This is a genomic window from Paenibacillus sp. GCM10027626 (assembly GCF_042676285.1).
Lineage (GTDB): Bacteria > Bacillota > Bacilli > Paenibacillales > Paenibacillaceae > Paenibacillus_Z.
In genome coordinates this window covers 100,820-117,802 of the sequence record NZ_JBHTHC010000010.1, presented here as the reverse complement: position 1 = coordinate 117,802, position 16,983 = coordinate 100,820, and the positions used below count along the sequence as shown (strand labels likewise).

The 16,983-nt window shown below is 50.0% G+C and carries 12 protein-coding genes; 6 read left to right on the top strand and 6 right to left on the bottom strand.

Translation table 11 applies throughout. The features are described 5' to 3' along the window. The first annotated feature begins 28 nt into the window (after nt 1–28). Nucleotides 29–2,026, top strand: a complete 1,998-nt coding sequence (locus tag ACFQ0N_RS20270; RefSeq protein WP_379329520.1) for a 3-keto-alpha-glucoside-1,2-lyase-like domain-containing protein — start codon at nt 29–31, stop codon at nt 2,024–2,026. A gap of 195 nt (nt 2,027–2,221) precedes the next feature. Here the strand turns inward: ACFQ0N_RS20270 and ACFQ0N_RS20265 are convergent, their stop codons facing one another. Together ACFQ0N_RS20265 and ACFQ0N_RS20260 are read right to left on the bottom strand one after the other, a co-directional pair. Next, a complete protein-coding gene (locus ACFQ0N_RS20265) occupies nt 2,222–3,058 on the bottom strand; it encodes a helix-turn-helix domain-containing protein (RefSeq protein WP_379329518.1) in 837 nt (278 codons plus the stop codon). 14 nt (nt 3,059–3,072) lie between these two features. Next, on the bottom strand, nt 3,073–4,416 hold the full coding sequence (locus tag ACFQ0N_RS20260) for an FAD-dependent oxidoreductase (protein WP_379329516.1): 1,344 nt from the start codon (nt 4,414–4,416) through the stop codon (nt 3,073–3,075). A 103-nt stretch (nt 4,417–4,519) separates the two neighbouring features. On the opposite strand from ACFQ0N_RS20260, the gene ACFQ0N_RS20255 reads away from it, so the two are divergent. Further along, nucleotides 4,520–5,605, top strand: a complete 1,086-nt coding sequence (locus tag ACFQ0N_RS20255) for a LacI family DNA-binding transcriptional regulator (RefSeq protein ID WP_379329514.1) — start codon at nt 4,520–4,522, stop codon at nt 5,603–5,605. Nucleotides 5,606–5,637: 32 nt separating this feature from the next. Here the strand turns inward: ACFQ0N_RS20255 and ACFQ0N_RS20250 are convergent, their stop codons facing one another. The 4 genes from ACFQ0N_RS20250 to ACFQ0N_RS20235 form a co-directional block, all read right to left on the bottom strand. Then, complete coding sequence (locus tag ACFQ0N_RS20250; RefSeq protein WP_379329512.1) at nt 5,638–6,672, bottom strand: GntR family transcriptional regulator; 1,035 nt, start codon at nt 6,670–6,672, stop codon at nt 5,638–5,640. Nucleotides 6,673–6,824: 152 nt separating this feature from the next. Further along, nucleotides 6,825–7,616 carry a phytanoyl-CoA dioxygenase family protein gene (locus ACFQ0N_RS20245; protein ID WP_379329510.1) on the bottom strand — a complete coding sequence of 264 codons (792 nt, stop codon included), beginning with the start codon at nt 7,614–7,616 and terminating at the stop codon, nt 6,825–6,827. A 315-nt stretch (nt 7,617–7,931) separates the two neighbouring features. After that, complete coding sequence (locus tag ACFQ0N_RS20240) at nt 7,932–8,804, bottom strand: carbohydrate ABC transporter permease (protein WP_379329508.1); 873 nt, start codon at nt 8,802–8,804, stop codon at nt 7,932–7,934. A 17-nt stretch (nt 8,805–8,821) separates the two neighbouring features. Continuing rightward, complete coding sequence (locus ACFQ0N_RS20235) at nt 8,822–9,748, bottom strand: ABC transporter permease (RefSeq protein ID WP_379329506.1); 927 nt, start codon at nt 9,746–9,748, stop codon at nt 8,822–8,824. A 147-nt stretch (nt 9,749–9,895) separates the two neighbouring features. Here ACFQ0N_RS20235 and ACFQ0N_RS20230 point away from each other — a divergent pair, with 147 nt between their 5' ends. The 4 genes from ACFQ0N_RS20230 to ACFQ0N_RS20215 all read left to right on the top strand — a co-directional run bounded on the left by ACFQ0N_RS20230 (nt 9,896) and on the right by ACFQ0N_RS20215 (nt 16,971). After that, entirely contained in the window at nt 9,896–11,707 is a 1,812-nt protein-coding gene (locus tag ACFQ0N_RS20230) for a sensor histidine kinase (RefSeq protein ID WP_379329504.1), read from the top strand. An 8-nt stretch (nt 11,708–11,715) separates the two neighbouring features. After that, on the top strand, nt 11,716–13,326 hold the full coding sequence (locus ACFQ0N_RS20225; protein ID WP_379329502.1) for a response regulator transcription factor: 1,611 nt from the start codon (nt 11,716–11,718) through the stop codon (nt 13,324–13,326). A gap of 112 nt (nt 13,327–13,438) precedes the next feature. After that, nucleotides 13,439–15,121 (top strand): type 2 periplasmic-binding domain-containing protein, encoded by a 1,683-nt coding sequence (locus tag ACFQ0N_RS20220; RefSeq protein WP_379329500.1) that lies wholly within the window; start codon nt 13,439–13,441, stop codon nt 15,119–15,121. A gap of 263 nt (nt 15,122–15,384) precedes the next feature. Then, complete coding sequence (locus ACFQ0N_RS20215; protein WP_379329498.1) at nt 15,385–16,971, top strand: methyl-accepting chemotaxis protein; 1,587 nt, start codon at nt 15,385–15,387, stop codon at nt 16,969–16,971. The last annotated feature ends 12 nt before the right edge of the window (nt 16,972–16,983 follow it).

Genomic DNA, 16,983 nt, shown 5'->3' with positions numbered 1-16,983 from the left:
CGACACCATGACGGGAGGAAAGATAAGGATGAAGATGAGAACGTTTGCGGTCAAAAGGGCATGCATAGTTGCGATCATCATACTGTTGATCACTTTGGGGCAACAGCTGGCATTTGCCGATCCGCATGTTTTGTTTCAAGACAGCTTCGGCAACAATGCTGCAAGCTGGACGGCTGTCGGCGGCAATTGGACGGCAGCCTCCGGCGTTTATGAGCAAAGCGATGCCGGCGCCGGCATTGCAGCTGAAAGCTACGCCGGCGAAGCAAGCTGGACAGATTATATCTATGAAGCCGATGTTAAAATAACCGGCGGCCATCGCGATGCGGCTATGGCCTTCCGCGTGCAGTCAGGATTAAACAATTATTACGTGTTGTCGATTCGCAGCAATTCGTGGCTTAACGGGGCAAGCGACAAACGTTTGGAGCTGATGAAGTTTCATCGCGGCGTATGGAAAGTATCGGCGAATGCCGAGAAATCGATTCTGGATCAGACGTTTTATCATATCAAGATCGAAGTGAAACGAAATCAAATCAAAGTCTTTTTCAATCATGAGGCATCTCCCAGTATCGATTACACCGATACGGATCCGATCCGAAGCGGCAAGATCGGTTTTCGGACATGGCAAACGTCGGCCATGTTTGACAATGTTGTCGTGACCGAAATACCGAAGGATCCTAGCGATAGGCAGACGATTGCCATGACCGGCGCATCCATCAAGGTCGATCCGAGCTGGCCGTATTATGCCGGCAGATCATACGACAGCATTGCTGAAGAGATCGAGCTGGCCGGGTATCGGACAGTCCATTATATCGTCGTGAATGAATACGATGTGAAGGGTGGTTTGATCGATGCTCTTCACAATCGGGGGATCGCCGTTTGGCTTGTCGTATTTGGTAACGGAACGTATTCGGCCTGGGGGTTTCCTCCCGGGTGGGAGAACTGGAAGATGGGGCTAATTAACCCGTCAGGGGTTGCAGGATTTACGTTCTTCTCCATGTTCAATCAGGATTATGTCCAATGGAAGAAAACATCGCTTGCCAGAATCGTCACCGATTATCCGTTTGATGGCATAGAAATTATGGAAGCGTTTTTTCCGGAATGGAACGGTTTGCAAACTGGGGTTTACGGCGATGTGGGTCCCGATGCGCAAGCCGCGTTTGCGGCCAAATACAATTCAGCCATTCCCGATTTCGTCAACTCCGGTTCCCCGAACTATTATTTGAACAACAGTGCATTGTATCAAAAATGGATCGAGTTTAGGGTAAATGGCGTAAACGACTTCCTAAACGAAATCTATAACGGGCAAGGCGGCGTCCGGCAAGCGCGTCCGGACATATTGGTCGCCACATGGAGCCTGGCCATCGACGGCGGGCCGGATTCGGTCGCCAAGCTGCGTGAGCTGCAGGGGAACGACGCCGGAGCGATGGCGGCGAAGGTGAATCCGGATATTCATTTTTTCCAGACGCATTGGCCGGACTGGAGCAAGCCGGAGTCACAGCTGCCCCCGGGTTATATGCAAGCGTATCAGCCATTCGTCGATCGGCTGCGGAGCTCGCAGCCGCATCTCCCGGTCGGCTTGCAAGCTGACAACGGGTCGTTGCGGACGATGATCAAATCGGCCTCGTGGCAGCAGCAGTACAATATCGAAGCGGCGCAACACGGTTATGCAACCTGGACGACGTACGAATATCATATCGGCGGATATATGTACGCCGACAAACCGCAACCGAAACGAGCGGTCCGGCTTGACAATGGCTCGGTAATGATCAGCTTCAACAAGCGGATTGATGAGACGACCGCAAAGACGGCGGGCAATTATACGTTCTGGCAAGGCAACGTACAGCAGAGCGTAGCCCTATCCAACATCACCGTCGATGGCAACCGGGTAGTGCTCGAATCGGGCCAATTCCCGGCAGGAAGCTTCGAAGTGGCCGTCAGCAACATCAAGGATACACCTAGTCTGTGGCTCTTTACGGAATTTCCGGCCAACACCGTTGTTGCTGGCAGCAGGGTGAATGTGCAATAACAGCGGCACTGTCTAACCGCGGCTGACAGACAACTGGGCAGGATTAAGACAACATACCGGAATTGACGGCTTAAGCGGGGATATGATTATAGGGTATGCTGTATAGCAGCCGCGGTAATTGGTTAAAGATCTTTTCGATTACCGCGGCATTTAAACTAGCTGCTGCCCGTCCTATTGAATCAAGCGCTTGTTTGGCTATCGTTGCACGGCAGCCGTGTTTTCAGTTTTCACTGCATTTTGGACATACGAAGGGGTGACGCCGGTAAATTTTTTGAAGATGCGGTGAAAATAAGAGAGCTCGCAATAGCCTAAATGATCGGAAATATCGGCTACGGACATGCTGTTCATTTGCAGCAGTTCAAAAGCTTTGGCAATTTTTACTTGATGAATGTATTCGATCGGGGATTGATCCAGTACATCCTTGAATATTTTCGTGACGTAATTGGGAGAGCGTTCGATATAATCGGCCAAATCGGTCAGACGAATCGACTTGTCGCAATTATTGACGATATAGTTCTGGAGCTGGCTGATGAAATACTGCTTCTTGATGGAAGCGGAAGTGTGCTGAGGCTCTTCCGCGTTCTTGAGGATCAGCCCGATCAATTCCAGCAATATCCCCTGACAGATCATATGATGTCCGGGGGAAGGGTCGGACCATTGCTGCAACAGCATAGAGCAGCGTTGTTTGAAATAGTCGAAGTTGCGCATATGACATTTAAAATAATCGCTGGTGGAAAACAAGGCGGTCAGTGATTGATCCGGCTTTGCCTCAGAGCTGAAATGGACGGAATACTTCTGATGCTTATGCTGGCCGTTTACGTTGAATCCCACGGCTTCTCCTGAAGGAATGTACAGCACATCGCCTTTAATCAGGCTGATTTCCGTTCCGTTCAGCCAATAGGTTGCCAGGCCGCTTGTGACAAAGATCATCGTCTGATGCGGGGCTTCCTTCTTGGCAAGCTGCAAATGTTTGATTCGATCGTCATAGACAACAGATTTCAGCGTTAGCATACATTCGTGAATTGTTTCCAACAGAAGCCCTCCTATCAACTCATGTAGCCTTCACCAAGCCAGGCGCCTTGTACAACCAATTTTTTCTGCAACTCGCTCACATTGATCTGCCTTGAATAGATGCGATTCTCGTTGGCCATGCTGGCGGCAGTCCCGGCCGCTTGACCCATGGCGAAACAGTTGGGCATAACGCGAAGCGAGCTTTGTACGATTCGATCTGATGAAGCGGCACGGCCGGGCACCCAGAGATTCGTAATCCCCATCGGAAGAAGACAGCGGTAAGGAACGCCATGCGATTCACCGGCCGGAAGCTGCCTAATCGTCGTCTGATCTTGGCTTGTTGTCAAATGAATGTCGATAAAATAAGCATTGCGGGCAATATCATCCTCGAAGCTAGTCATATTCAAAAAATCACTCGCCAGCAGCACATAATCGCCTATAATTCTCCGGGTTTCACGTATCCCGATTTGCTCGCCTGAGCTGATCAAGTGTGCCTGCTCAAAACCGGGAACATATTTCCGCAAAAAAACAAGCTGCGTTTGCACCGTTTTTCTACCTTCAATCGCTCCACGCGTCAAATCTTCCGCTTTCGTACCGTCAATGCCGAATACATGACCGAAATTGAGGCCGGCAACGTGATTGGACAACCATGCGATTCCTGAAGCCTCCTTTCTTCCAGGTGGCAGATCCCCGCGTTCTTGTGCAAGTCTAACGGCTTTGTGCAACTGACCGGTATCCCCATGTTCCCGCAAGTACGTCTCAAATTTGGATTTATCCACATTGGCCACCAGGTAACACATCGTACCGGGCTGCAGTTCGCCTTGCTCGCCGCCTTTTTGAAACGGCGCACCTGCCATAAAGGCCACATCTGCGTCTCCTGTTGCATCGATCACATAACTGCAGGACACGATGGATCTTCCTGACTTGTTGACAATGACGATCCCTTCAATGCGGTCTTTTTCCTCGTTCATGATCACCTGACTGACGAAAGTATGGTAAATGATTCTGCAACCGCTTTCCAGAATAATATCATCATAGACCAATTTTAAAACCTCCGGATCGATAGGAACCCAGTCCAGCTGATCTTGGTACCATTCTCTATATTGCGTGCTGCATCGCTGCTTCATTTTCTCTAGAATTTCCATCCCGATACCACGTATGACCGGTTTCTTTTTATCCGTATACGGACAGAATGCGGGAACGAGTGAGACGGTAGCCATTCCGCCCATATATCCGCGCTGCTCCAGCAGCAATGTCTTCGCGCCATTCCGCGCCGCGGCAACAGCTGCTGCGACACCAGCGGCCCCGCCACCAACGACCACGACATCCACCACATAGGACACAGCTAGCGTCTCCTCAGGAAGTTTTTTTTGCTTCATTTTGCAACCCGCCCCTTTCAATATTCATTGACAGCTTTATTATAAACAACTTGACAACTTGCGTTTAGTTGTCATTTAATTGGCATTAAGAAGGAGTGACAACATGCGAAAAAAAAGGACAGTCACCATACAGGAGTTGGCTGAGCAATTGGGGCTGAGCCGTAATACCGTCTCTAAAGCGCTTCACGGGCAACCCGGCATGTCTTTGGAAACAAGGGAAGCCGTGCTGAAGCTGGCCGAAGAGAAGGGGTATCGTACGAGAGAGCAGAAAGAAAATGCGCTGCTGGACGGAACGGGATTGCTCCATAAGGGCATGCGCCGTTTTCTCTTTATCGTCGCTTCCGACAGGGGGTTCTTGGAGGAAACGCATCAGTTTGTTCTTCAAGGCATACATGATTGCTTTGATCCGCTTCAGTATCGGATCGATGTCGTATTTATCCCGGAACATAACAGGCCTGAATTGTTTTGGGAAGACTGGCTGGAGGAGCATGCGCTGCTGCATGCGGACGGAATATTCATTTCGCATATGATGCCGGAGGAGCTTGAAGCGAAGCTGCTGCAAATCAGTGTACCTAAAATTTTGATCAATTTTCCGCCGACCGGAGCCAAAGTCGACAGTGTAATATGGGATGTGCAGGATGCTGTCCGGCAAGCGGTCCGTTACTTGTTGAATCAAGGGCATCGGAATATCTTATATGTGGGAGATGCGCCTCATCACCTCGGCTATCGCGGGTATCGCTTGCGCTGGATTGCTTTCCAGGAAGAAATGGCGCAGGTCGGCATTGCTGTCGATAGCTCGCAGCATGTCACGAATAGTATGATGGATCGTGAGCGATGGCTGCAATCGTGGAAGAAATGCATCACGATGCAGAAGCCAACAGCCATTCTGAATACGATCGACTATGAGTTGGGGTGGATTTATTACGCATGCAGAGAGTTCGGGATCCGAATCCCGCAGGATTGCTCGCTTGTCAGCATTTTATATGAGGAAAACAGCTTTATTCCAGATGTTTCCCATCCGCTTCTTCCCGTACGTGCCACCGGCCATCGGGCCGCGGAGCGGATGATATGGCGCATTGCCAATCCAAATCACATCTATGAACATATTCGTCTGCAAATTCAATTCATAGAAGGTAAGACAGTCCATCCGATTATCAATTCACGCAAAGAGGGCTCTGTTAACACTTGATAACAGAGCCCCTTGGCCATACTGCTTGTTCCTTAGTCCACCGTTCCGCATCGCACTAACCAGCCTCGCAAAAAGTAAGTGTCGGCATGCCAGGTTGCCCCCTGGTTGTTTTGAGTCGCCAGGCGCTGATAGGCTGTCTCCGCCATTTCCTTGATCGGCTGTGCATAAGCGGTCATCTTGAAGTCCGCCATTTCCGCCATATAATCCACTGTAGCCAGCGGAATGTGGGCAAGATTGTGCGCCTGCAAATACCGCGCTGCCGTCAAGCCTACGCCGCCATTATTGCAGACGATCCCGACCGGCTCACCCTCTGCGAGTGCCAGTGAATCGAGCAGGCCGGCAATCTCGGCTTCGGCATCGCCCTGCCACTTGATCCGGCGGACGATGCCCCGCTCGCCGCAAGTATCGACAAACCCTTGCTCCCGCAGCCGCCCACTCGACAGCGTCAGACCATCGTAGCCGATATAAACGAGGTTGCCGGCAAATTGCTCCATCATATCCTCGCATAGCGTCTTTACCGCATGATAATGGTCCACGCATACAATATCGGCATGATCTGTTTCGAAGTATTGGTCAAAAAAGACAAAATTCATCCCGACTGTTTGCAGCCTGCCAAGCAGTGCGAAATCGATATCGTCCGTCTGCGGCCAAATGACGACATTGCGGATACCTTTCTGGATGAAGCGCAAAAACAGCCGTTCGGAGTGAAACGCCTTGCCTTCATAATCCTGCTTAAAAAGCATGAGCGACCCGTTTCTTTCCGCTGCCTGCTCAAAATGCTCCATAAACACAGCGAAAAAAGGATCGTGCACAGCGGCGACCAGCGCAATCAAATCCATGCTGCCGGCATAGCCGCCCTTGCGCGCCTTCACTACCGTTCCTTGGCGCGGCACGCCCTCCAGCAGCCCTTCCCGTTTCAGCTCGTCCAGCGCTTTTCTGACTGTGACCCGGCTCAGCCCTGTCTGCTCGCATAATTCCTGTTCCGTAGCCAGCACCCCGCCGATGGGATACTCGCCTTGGACGATTTTTTTGATGATGTCGTCTTTTAAGCTGTCATACAGGGACATGCCTATCACCTTTCCTACTAAAGTTCATGTCCCCATTAGAACATAGATCCGGCGTTCTTTTCAACCATTCAATGCCTCATGAGTGCAAGGGGGCAAGGCGTAAAAGTGAATGCCCCAGGCACAAGATGCTGTGCGTAAGACGCGCGCTGCAATTATCGCACACTCGGATCATGTTGAAAGAAATCGGGCGCCAGACGGGCAAATTTCTCTCTAGGTACTGCGCGCTGGCGATTCAGGCCCGGCAGATCGGAGCCTTTCATGATGTGGATCCAATCCTCATCATGGGGCGTCCGCCTTACATTCGTACCGGAGTAACGGATCGTCAATCCGATCCTCCAGCGATCGGAACGATTGGCCGGGGAGCCGTGAACCGCGTTGTCGTCGTGCAGCGAAATCTCGCCCGCCTTTAAGCAGAGAGACTTGGCTTGGGAGACGTCGAAAGTGCCTTCCTCCAATTCCAACGTCAGCACGGAATCGTCATTGCTCTTTTTGTGCCGGATCAGCCCGGCCCGGTGAGTACCCGGGATAACCTGCATCGCCCCATTCTCTTCATCCACATCTGTAAATGCCAGCCAAACCGTAACGGTATTATGCGGACGCAGCGGCCAGTAGTACGCATCCTGATGCCAGGCTACTGTATCACTGGAATATGGCTCCTTGCCGAAAAATTGTGTCCCCCACATAAAAAAGTCTGGTCCTAGTATATCTTCCACATACGCCAATATTTGTGGATGAGCGGCAATATCGTAGATCCATCTGCTCTCCATATGCCAATCGCGAATATGAATCATTTTCTCGTTTGGCTGCAGCAATTTTTCCAGCTCTCGCAATTCCTCACGTAATTCGGCGATCTCTTCTGTGGAAAAAACAGCCGGAATATTCAGTACATAGCCCTTCTCGCGATAACTTGTAATTTGCTCCTTAGTCAGCCGGTGCAACGTCATGACAACGCACTCCTTTGTTCATATTGTATTATAGATTAATACAATTAGATTCTATTGCAGCTTTTTTATACTGTCAACAGCTAATTTGCTGCGACAATCCGCCTGAAAATCATACAGGTTAACTGATAGGCCGCAACAGTTCCGTTCTTAGGGATCGATTCTGCAACGGCATCGGTGGTTGGCCACCCGCCGCTGTCGCTGGAAACGTACATTGTTGCCGCCATCGGACAACAGCTCTTGTTTATTTCAAGCCTATACATACGATCGCGAGCAGCCAGAGCTCATGCGTCTCCCGGTGTCGCAAAAGCTCGCGGGCTATTCCTTAACCGCGCCTATCACGATCCCTTTAACGAAATAGCGCTGCAGGAACGGATACACAAGCAGGATGGGCAGGGCGCCGATAAAAATTTGCGATGCGCGGACGGTGCGCTGCGACAGATTGGCCAGCATCTCCGGATCAAGCTTGGTCATGTCGGCCTGCACGATAATGGTCTGCATAAAGCTGGCCAGCGGCAATTTTTCGGCATCTTTAATGTAGATCAAGCCGTCAAAATAAGCATTCCAGTGGCCGACCATAATAAACAGCGAAATCGTGGCCAGAGCCGGCAGCGAGATCGGCAAATAAATGGTGGCGAACGTCCGGAAGTGGCCGGCGCCGTCGATGCTGGCGGCTTCCTCCAGTTCTTTCGGAATGGCGCGGAAGAAGTTGAGCAGCAATATTATGTTATAGACCGCCACCATGCCCGGAAGGATGAGCGCGAGCAGCGTATTCATTAATCCAAGCTTGAGTATGAGCAGATAGCCGGGAATCAAGCCGCCGGTGAAGAGCATCGTGATGACGAAATACCATAAGTAAATATTACGCGCCCGGAACGTCTGCGCTTCTTTGGATAAGGCATAGGCGGCAAGCGTATTGACAAGCAGCGCCAGCGCCGTCCCCAGAACCGTTCGTTCTACAGACACCCACAGCGAAGAGAGAAAATTGGTGTTGGCAAAAGTTTTGGTATAGGCTTCAAACGTAAAGCCGATCGGCCAAAAGGTGACAAGCCCGGCGTTAGCCGGGGCTGCTGCGCTGAGCGATACCATCAGCAGATGAAGCAGCGGCAGTAGACATAACACGGAAAGGATGGACAAGAGGACGTAATTAAAAACGCTGAAAATCCGGTATGGCACAGTTTTATGATACATCGTTGGTTGCCCCCTAACTAAAAGATCCGATAGCCGGCAAATCTGTAGGCCAGCCGGTACGAGATGATGATTAAAATCAGACTGATCATTGCTTTGAACAAACTGACGGCTGTGGCAAAGCTGAATTGGCCGCTAAGCAGCCCTTCCCGGTAAACGAACGTATCGATAATGTCGCCCTGCTGATAAATGAGCGGATTATACAGGTTGAACACCTGGTCGAAGTTGGCATTCAGCACATTGCCCAGCGCGAGGGTAGCTACGACAATCGTAATCGGAATGAGAGACGGAATCGTAATATGCATCGTTTGCTTCCAGCGACTGGCCCCGTCCACCTCAGCCGCTTCATAGAGTGCCGGGTTAATGGCGGCAAGCGCTGCGAGAAAAATAATCGTATTGAAGCCGAACTCTTTCCAGACGTCGCTAATAATGATCGTGAAGCGGAACCAATTGCCGTCGCCTAGGAAAAAGATGGGTTTTATTCCGAATATCTCTACAAGAAACTGATTAACCAGACCTGTTTGGGCCAGCAAGTCAATCAAAATGCCGGAAAGTGTTACCCAAGATAAAAAATGGGGCAAATAGACGAGTGTTTGAATCGAACGTTTAAAGCCCATATGGCGCACTTCATTTAGCAAAATAGCAAAAATGAACGGAATGACCAAATTCATAACGATTTTGGAGCAGGCAAAAAACAAGGTGTTCCATGTGATTTGCAAAAAGTACTCATTTTCAAACATGTACCGGAAATGCTTTAGACCAACCCACGGTGAGCCGGTAATGCCGAGTGCGGCTTTGTAATCCTGAAAGGCCATCACTATGCCGCCCATTGGCAAATAGGAAAAAATGAAGACTAAAATAACGGCCGGAAGCAGCATGAAATGCAAAATCCATGGTTGCTTGTAGCGTCTTTTTCCTTTTGCTTGTTCTGTTGTATATGCGCTCATCGCTCTCTCCCGTTCCATAACAATTTATTTGTACAGTCGAGTAATCTCTGTTATATATAGTATCAAGCGCCTTGCTCAGCAAACTATATGACAATGTTAGGATTGGATATGGTTTTGTTAGGGAGCATGCTTGGAAGGAAGGGACCGATGATGCTCAGCATAATCAAGACAGGCCTATTTCGCATCAAAGACAGAATCAACCGCAGATGGAGCTTGTTTGCCAAGTGGAACGGCTTGCTGCTGCTTTTGTTTATCCCGATTATGGCAACTTATTCATATTCGAATGACGTCGCTTTCAACGTAGTAAGCAAGGAACTGCAGCTGTCGAATGCGAAGCAGCTGGCCTTTTTGTCCAGCCAGATCGATTCGCGGATTACGGGGATGATGGATTTTGCCATCTCTTTTTCCAAGGATCCCAATGTGCAAAAGTTTAACGGACTGACCATTTGGGACGAACGTTACGACCGGATGCAGACCCGCTATATTGTGCAGGAGAAGATGGCGCTGCAATCGGGCATGATGAACATTTGGCCGGTTAAGTATGCGGTTTATTCTCAGCAAAATCGCGAGGTCATTACCAGCGCGAACGATCTGGTCGCTTATGAAGAAGCGTATTTGAAACGCAATGTTCGTGAAGGGTGGAACTACAGCAATAGCATCATGAGTGGCGGGCAAGGGAAAGCATTCCATTGGTTTTACACCGATTCGCTTGTCAGGCAAGGCGAGCTGAGCGGCAGCAATTTGGTCGTTGAAGCCAGCTTCAGCCCGGACAATATTAGAAATATGCTGGATTCGTACAAATCCGGAGGGAAGGGCGATCCTTTATTTTACCGCAAAGGGGAGCAGCCGATATTAAACAGCAGCGCGGATGAAAAGGTGACAGCGGAGCTGGTGGATTATTTAAATAAGCAAAGCCTTGCGGAGACGACGCAGCAGGTCGTTAAGCTGGGGAAAAAGGATTTTGTCGTCAGCTCGATCGTTTCGCCTCATCTGGGCTGGCATTTGGTGGACGTCATTCCGCTGGAAGAGGTGCTGGAGCCGATTTCGTTCAGCCGCAATTTGTTTTATCTTACGATGGTCTTGCTGTTTGCGGTCGGCATTTCCTTTTCGATCCTGCTTTACCGCAATGTACAGCGGCCGATTCGCCGGCTGATCGGCGGCTTGCAGCGTGTGCAGCGGGGGGATTATTCTGTCCGGATCGATTCGAACGGGCATAACGAATTTTCTTATCTGTTTTATCGTTTTAATGATATGTCCCGGCAAATTCAGGATTTGATTGAAAATGTGTTAAGCGAGAAGCTGCGGGCGCGCGAGGCGACGCTCAAACAGCTGCAGGCGCAAATTAATCCCCATTTTCTCTATAACTGTCTTGGCTTTATTATCAATATGGCGCAAATGAAGGATGAACAGGCCGTTGTCTCGATGGCGTACAATTTAAGCGCGTATTATCGCTATACGACACGGATGGAGCGGGAGACGGCGACCTTGCAGGAGGAGATCAAGCTGATCGTCAATTATTTGGATATCCAGAAGCTGCGCATTGGCCGGATTCATTATGAAATCCAGCTTCCAGAGGAAATGCTCGCTCAGCAAGTACCGCGTCTGCTGCTGCAGCCCGTTGTAGAAAATGCCGTAATTCACGGGGTTGGCCGCTCTTACACGTCCGGTGAAATCCGCATTGCAGGCGAGATTGCGGATGGTTATTGCAAGGTGTATATTGACGATGACGGCCCGGGGATGAGTCCGGAGCAGCTTGAAGCACTGAATCAGAAAATGCTGGAACCGCTGCAGGAGGAAATGGGCTGCGGGCTTTGGAATACCAATCAGCGGCTCTATCATCTATTTGGAGGCAAGTCCGCAATGCGCTTTACGCGTTCCCCGCTAGGAGGATTTCGTACGGAGATGACCTGGAGGATGGGCGTTTTTGATGAATCTTTGCGCGAAAATAAGAGGGAGTGAGCAAAGGGATGCAAATGATCGTTGTGGATGATGAGGCGCATTGGGTGGATAATCTGTCGATGAATAAACCTTGGTATAAGCTGGGGATCGAACAGGTGCATCGAGCGTATTCGGCCAGAGAGGCACTCCAAATTGTCGAGGCTTATCCGATCGACATTGTCATTTCGGATATTTTGATGCCGGAGATGACAGGACTGGAATTGATCGAACAAATCCGCAGCAGGGACAAAAAAATAAAATGTATTATTTTGTCCGGCCATTCCGATTTTGAGTTTGCCAAAAAGGCGGTTCAGCATCAGGCGGTAGATTATTTGCTGAAGCCGCCTTCAGATGAGGAGCTGTTTGCTGCTGTCGGGGCGGCAATTGCGCAGCTTCATGCGGATTGGGACAATATCAGCTCATTGGAGCGGACGCAGTATACGCTGCGGGAAAATTTGCCGCTCCTGCGCGGTCAATTGCTGCTTGAAGCTTTGCATGGACATCGTTTGTCTGAGGAGGAATGGACGCGGAGGCTCGGCAGCTGCGAGCTGCCGTTTCATGAAGGCGACAGCGCGCTGCTGCTTGTGCGAATGGAGGATGGTTTCGGAGAGTATGCGGGGAAAGATCAGCAGTTGCTCGAATATGCCATTATGAATATTGCCGAGGAGATCGCCTGCGATCATTTTTATGTATGGGGGGTAAAGGAGGAGCATGGCTATTTGGCTGTCCTGCTGCAGTCGAAGGGCGCTGCGGAAAAGCTGATTAAAACCGATCAAGAAGCGCTGGTCGAGAAGCTGGCCATGCAGTTGGAACATAAAGTGAAGCAATTTTTGAAAGGCTCGCTGTCAGTCGTTATGACGGAGCTGTTTCATTTTCCAGCAGAATTGCCGGCAAGCTATCAGCGGGCTGCCGCCTATTTTCGCCAAATTGTTGGGGATGAGCGGGAATTTGTGATGCGTGTAGGCGATCTTGAACAGCCCCATGGTTCACTTGAAATATTATATATGCCGCCGGCCCTCGGCAGCCTGTTGGAATCAGGGCGCTGGGAAGCGGCCGAAGAAAAAGTGGTGGCTGTATGCGCTGAGCTGGATCGCCATTGGTCGGAGTCATGGGAGCACTGTGCCGAGGCAGGCTTCATTTTTACCGCTGCTTTCACGCATCTGGCTCATCGCAACGGACATACATTGACGGCTATTTTGGGCGAGGATATGGAGCAGCTGCAGAGCGGGGACGCGCTGACCTCAATTGCCAAATTGCGTAAATGGTCGCTGACGGTTTTGGGCAAACTGAAAGAAAATATCTCCACAGAAGTGAAAGATATGCGTTCTTCCTACGTGAGCAAAATACAGGCTTATGCGGAGGCCAATCTGCACCAGGACGTTTCCTTGCGCGCATTGGCGGATCATGTCAATTTGCATCCTACCCATTTGTCCAAAATTTATAAGATCGAGACGGGCGAAGGCATCAGCGATTTTGTTTTCCGGCTGCGGATGGAGCGGGCGTCGCATTTGCTGAAAGCTACGGAAAAGAAAATCTATGAGATCAGCACGGAAATCGGCTATTTGGACCCGGCTTATTTTATTAAAGTGTTCAAACGGCAGTATGGCGTAACGCCGCAGGAATTCCGGGATCATCAGTGAATAGCATGACAGAGTCTTATCGAAACTAATAAAATCCTATAGATGATTCCCCTGATCAGTTGGTAAAGTAACCTTGTAAGCAATCATCTTCAGCAGGGGGAGAGAGTCAGTGATGAAAGGAAAACAAATGCTGCTCGCAATTGCAGCGCTGATGATCGTGGCGGCAGGATGCAGCGGTAAAGGGAGCGATAGCGGAAATAATATTGGCGGTGCTGCTGCGCCTCAGACGGATACGGCAGCGGCGAATGCGGCTGACGAAGCCTTTGCCAAAGGCAAATACGATCCGCCGATTGAAATAAGTACGGTGCTGATGCCGAAGAAATATACGAATGGAGACACGAAAGAAAACAACGTGCATGACCGCTGGATGCAGGAGCAATTCGGGATCAAATATAACGGTACCTGGTATCCGGCAAACGATAGCCAATATCATCAGAAACTCCAGCTTGCCATTACTTCGGGCGAGAAGCTGCCGGATTTCGTGCCTGTGCCGACAAACCCGGTGCTGACTAACCAATTGATCGATTCCGGACAATTTATGCCGATCGATGAGCTCTTCGATAAATACGCGAACAAAATTTTGAAAGATCACGCGGCCGAGCATCCGGAGCTGTGGTATCCGTTCACAAGAGACGGCAAAAAGTATAACTTGCCGGTTCTCGAATATACCGACAACGACGATACGCTGCTGTGGCTGCGGGAAGATTGGATGGAAAAGCTGAATTTGCAGGCTCCCAAGACGATTGCCGACCTTGAAGTGATTATGGACAAATTCAAAAATGAAAACCCGGACGGCTTGCCGCCGGAAAAAGTGTTCCCGCTGGCGATTTCTTTGAAAAACAATACGAACACATGGATGGGCTCACTGGACTGGCTGTTTGGCGCATACGGCACGATCCAGGAGCAATGGAATAAAGACGCGGACGGCAATCTGGAGTACGGATCGATTCATTCGGGCGCCAAAGCGGCGCTCGCCAAGCTGAATGAGTGGATGGATAAAGGTTATATTCATACAGATTCCGCACTTTGGGATGAAGGCAAATCGGCTGAGAGCTGGACGAAAGGGACGGCCGGTATTTTGCCTGGCGCGAACTGGGTTCCGGACTGGCCGGCGCCGGACTTGCTGAAAAATGTGAAAGGCGCAAAAATTAAAGCTTATCCTGTACCTGCCGGTCCGGACGGCCTGATGGGCACCAAATGGCAAAACTCCGGCGTCAACAGCAGTATTATGATCAACAAGGATGCGAAGCATCCGGAAGCGATTTTCATCTATTACAACTATATGCTGGACAATCTGGCGAACCCGGCAGCGGGCAGCAAATATGAATATGGCTTCGCTCAAGGCTATGACTGGGATATCATAGACGGAAAGCCGACCAGCGATAAAGATAAAATCAAAGATTTCAACAACAGCTTCCCATTCATTACCGGCCCGGCCCGCATTCCGGATCTGTACATGAAATCGCTGGTGAAGCTGGCTGACGGCCACAATCCGGAGACGCCTTATGAAAAGCAGATGGCCGAGTTCCGTAAGCCGGAAAACTGGGCGGCGGCGAAGGTTGTCATGTCGCAGATGGACATTCGCAAGCAAAACTATTTTACCGGAGCGGCGACGCCGACGATGATTTCGAAATGGAATTTGCTCCGCCAATCCGAGATGGAGACGTTCAACAAAATCATTTACGGCAAATTGCCGATCGATGCCTTTGACCAATTTGTAGCCAGCTGGAAATCCAACGGCGGCGACCAAATTACGAAAGAAGTCAATGATTGGTACAAGTCAGTATCGAAATAAAAAGATGTCTGTCCGCTAAGACCGGGCCAAGGTGCAAGATTTTGCTCCCTGGTCCGTTTTTTTGTGCTTGTTCTACTAAATTCCTATCGCATATCTACCGATAAATAAATTGGAGATGAAAATACACGAATTTATCCCTATGGACATTTGGATTAGAGGGTCGAAAGACGCGTTTGCAATGTCGAAAGAAATCGAAAAGAAAGAGGTGTCTCCATTTACCTGACAGCAACTGAAGATGAATACGACACATGGAGGATAAGACTATGAATTGGTACAGGAACTTGAAGACATCGGTAAAGTTAATTTCTGCATTTATCGTCATTGCGATTATTGTAGCACTTGTCGGGATTTATTCGATTATTAACTTAAGCATGGTAGACAATCTGAACAGCAATATGTATAACAACAATCTGTTATCGATCCAGCGGCTGGCGGACGGGCTGAACAGTTACCAAAATATGCGGGTAGCGATCCGGGACATTGGGCTTTCTACTACGAAGGCGGAGAAGGATAAGCTGGAGGCAGACATCAAAGTATATTTGAAGGAAGTACAGGATAAGGTTGATATGTACCGGGATATCGCATATACGCAGCCGGAAAAAGATGAGCTTAAGGTGTATGACTCGGTGCTGCCGCCTTATACGAAGCTGCTTGATCAAGCGCTGCTGTTAGCAAAACAGGATGATAAAGCAGCCTATTTTAATTTTCAAAAAAATGAGTTAGTTCCGGCAGGGAGCAAGGTAAGGGAGTCGTTAAGCAGACTGATTGATATAAATGTGAGCATCGCTGACCAGTCGAATAAAGAGTCGGAAGAGGCGTATGTGGACGGACGCAACACTACGATTGTCATTGTTGTGATTGCATTTGCTCTCAGCATTCTGCTGGGGTATGCCATCGCCCGTTCCATATCGAAACCGCTGACGAAGATGGTTGCATTAGTCGCCAAGGTGGCGAGCGGCGATCTGCGCGAGAAGGCGGAAGTTAACAGCAAGGACGAGATTGGGAAGCTGGCGTTAGCGATCAATCAGATGATTGAAAGTCTGCATCAAATGATCGGCGAGGTTGTCCTTTCCTCACAAAATGTGGCCTCGGCATCGGAGCAAATCTCGGCAAGCACAGAGGAAATTGCCGGCAGCAGCTCCAACCAGGCGCACGCGGCTCAGAATATAACGGAATTGTTTAAGGAACTGAGCATAGCAATCAATTCTGTCGCGATCAGTGCCGAGCAGGCTGCCGAACTGTCCAACTTGACCGTGAAAACCGCACATGAAGGCGAACAAGTGGTGCAAACATCTGTAGAAGGAATGGAAGCCGTCAACCGAATGATGGCCCGTCTGGAGGAGGATTCCTTAAAGATTGGCGACATCATCGAAGTGATTGGCGATATTGCGGATCAAACGAACCTGCTTGCGTTAAATGCTGCGATTGAAGCGGCCAGAGCAGGCGATCAGGGCAGGGGTTTTGCGGTCGTAGCTGATGAGGTGCGCAAACTTGCGGAGCGAAGCGGTGAGGCGACGAAGGAGATATCGGCAATTATAAAAGTGATACAAGCCAATACGAAACAAAGTGTAGATGCCGTCACTGATAGCGTAGCCCAATCGTCGCAAACCGGGGTGGCATTCCAAAACATCATTCGGATGGTCAATGATTCGGCCGGCAAAGTCAATGAAATCGCGGCGGCCTGCGAGGAGGAAGCGGCCCAAGCGGCAGAGGTGATGCAATCGGTAGAAGCGATATCCGCCTCGAGCGAGGAAGCGGCCGCCGCCTCGGAAGAAACGGCTGCAACCTCCCAGTCGCTCGCCCAGCTGGCTGACGGACTCCATTCTTCGGTCGCTACGTTCAAAATATAATATGGAAGTGAT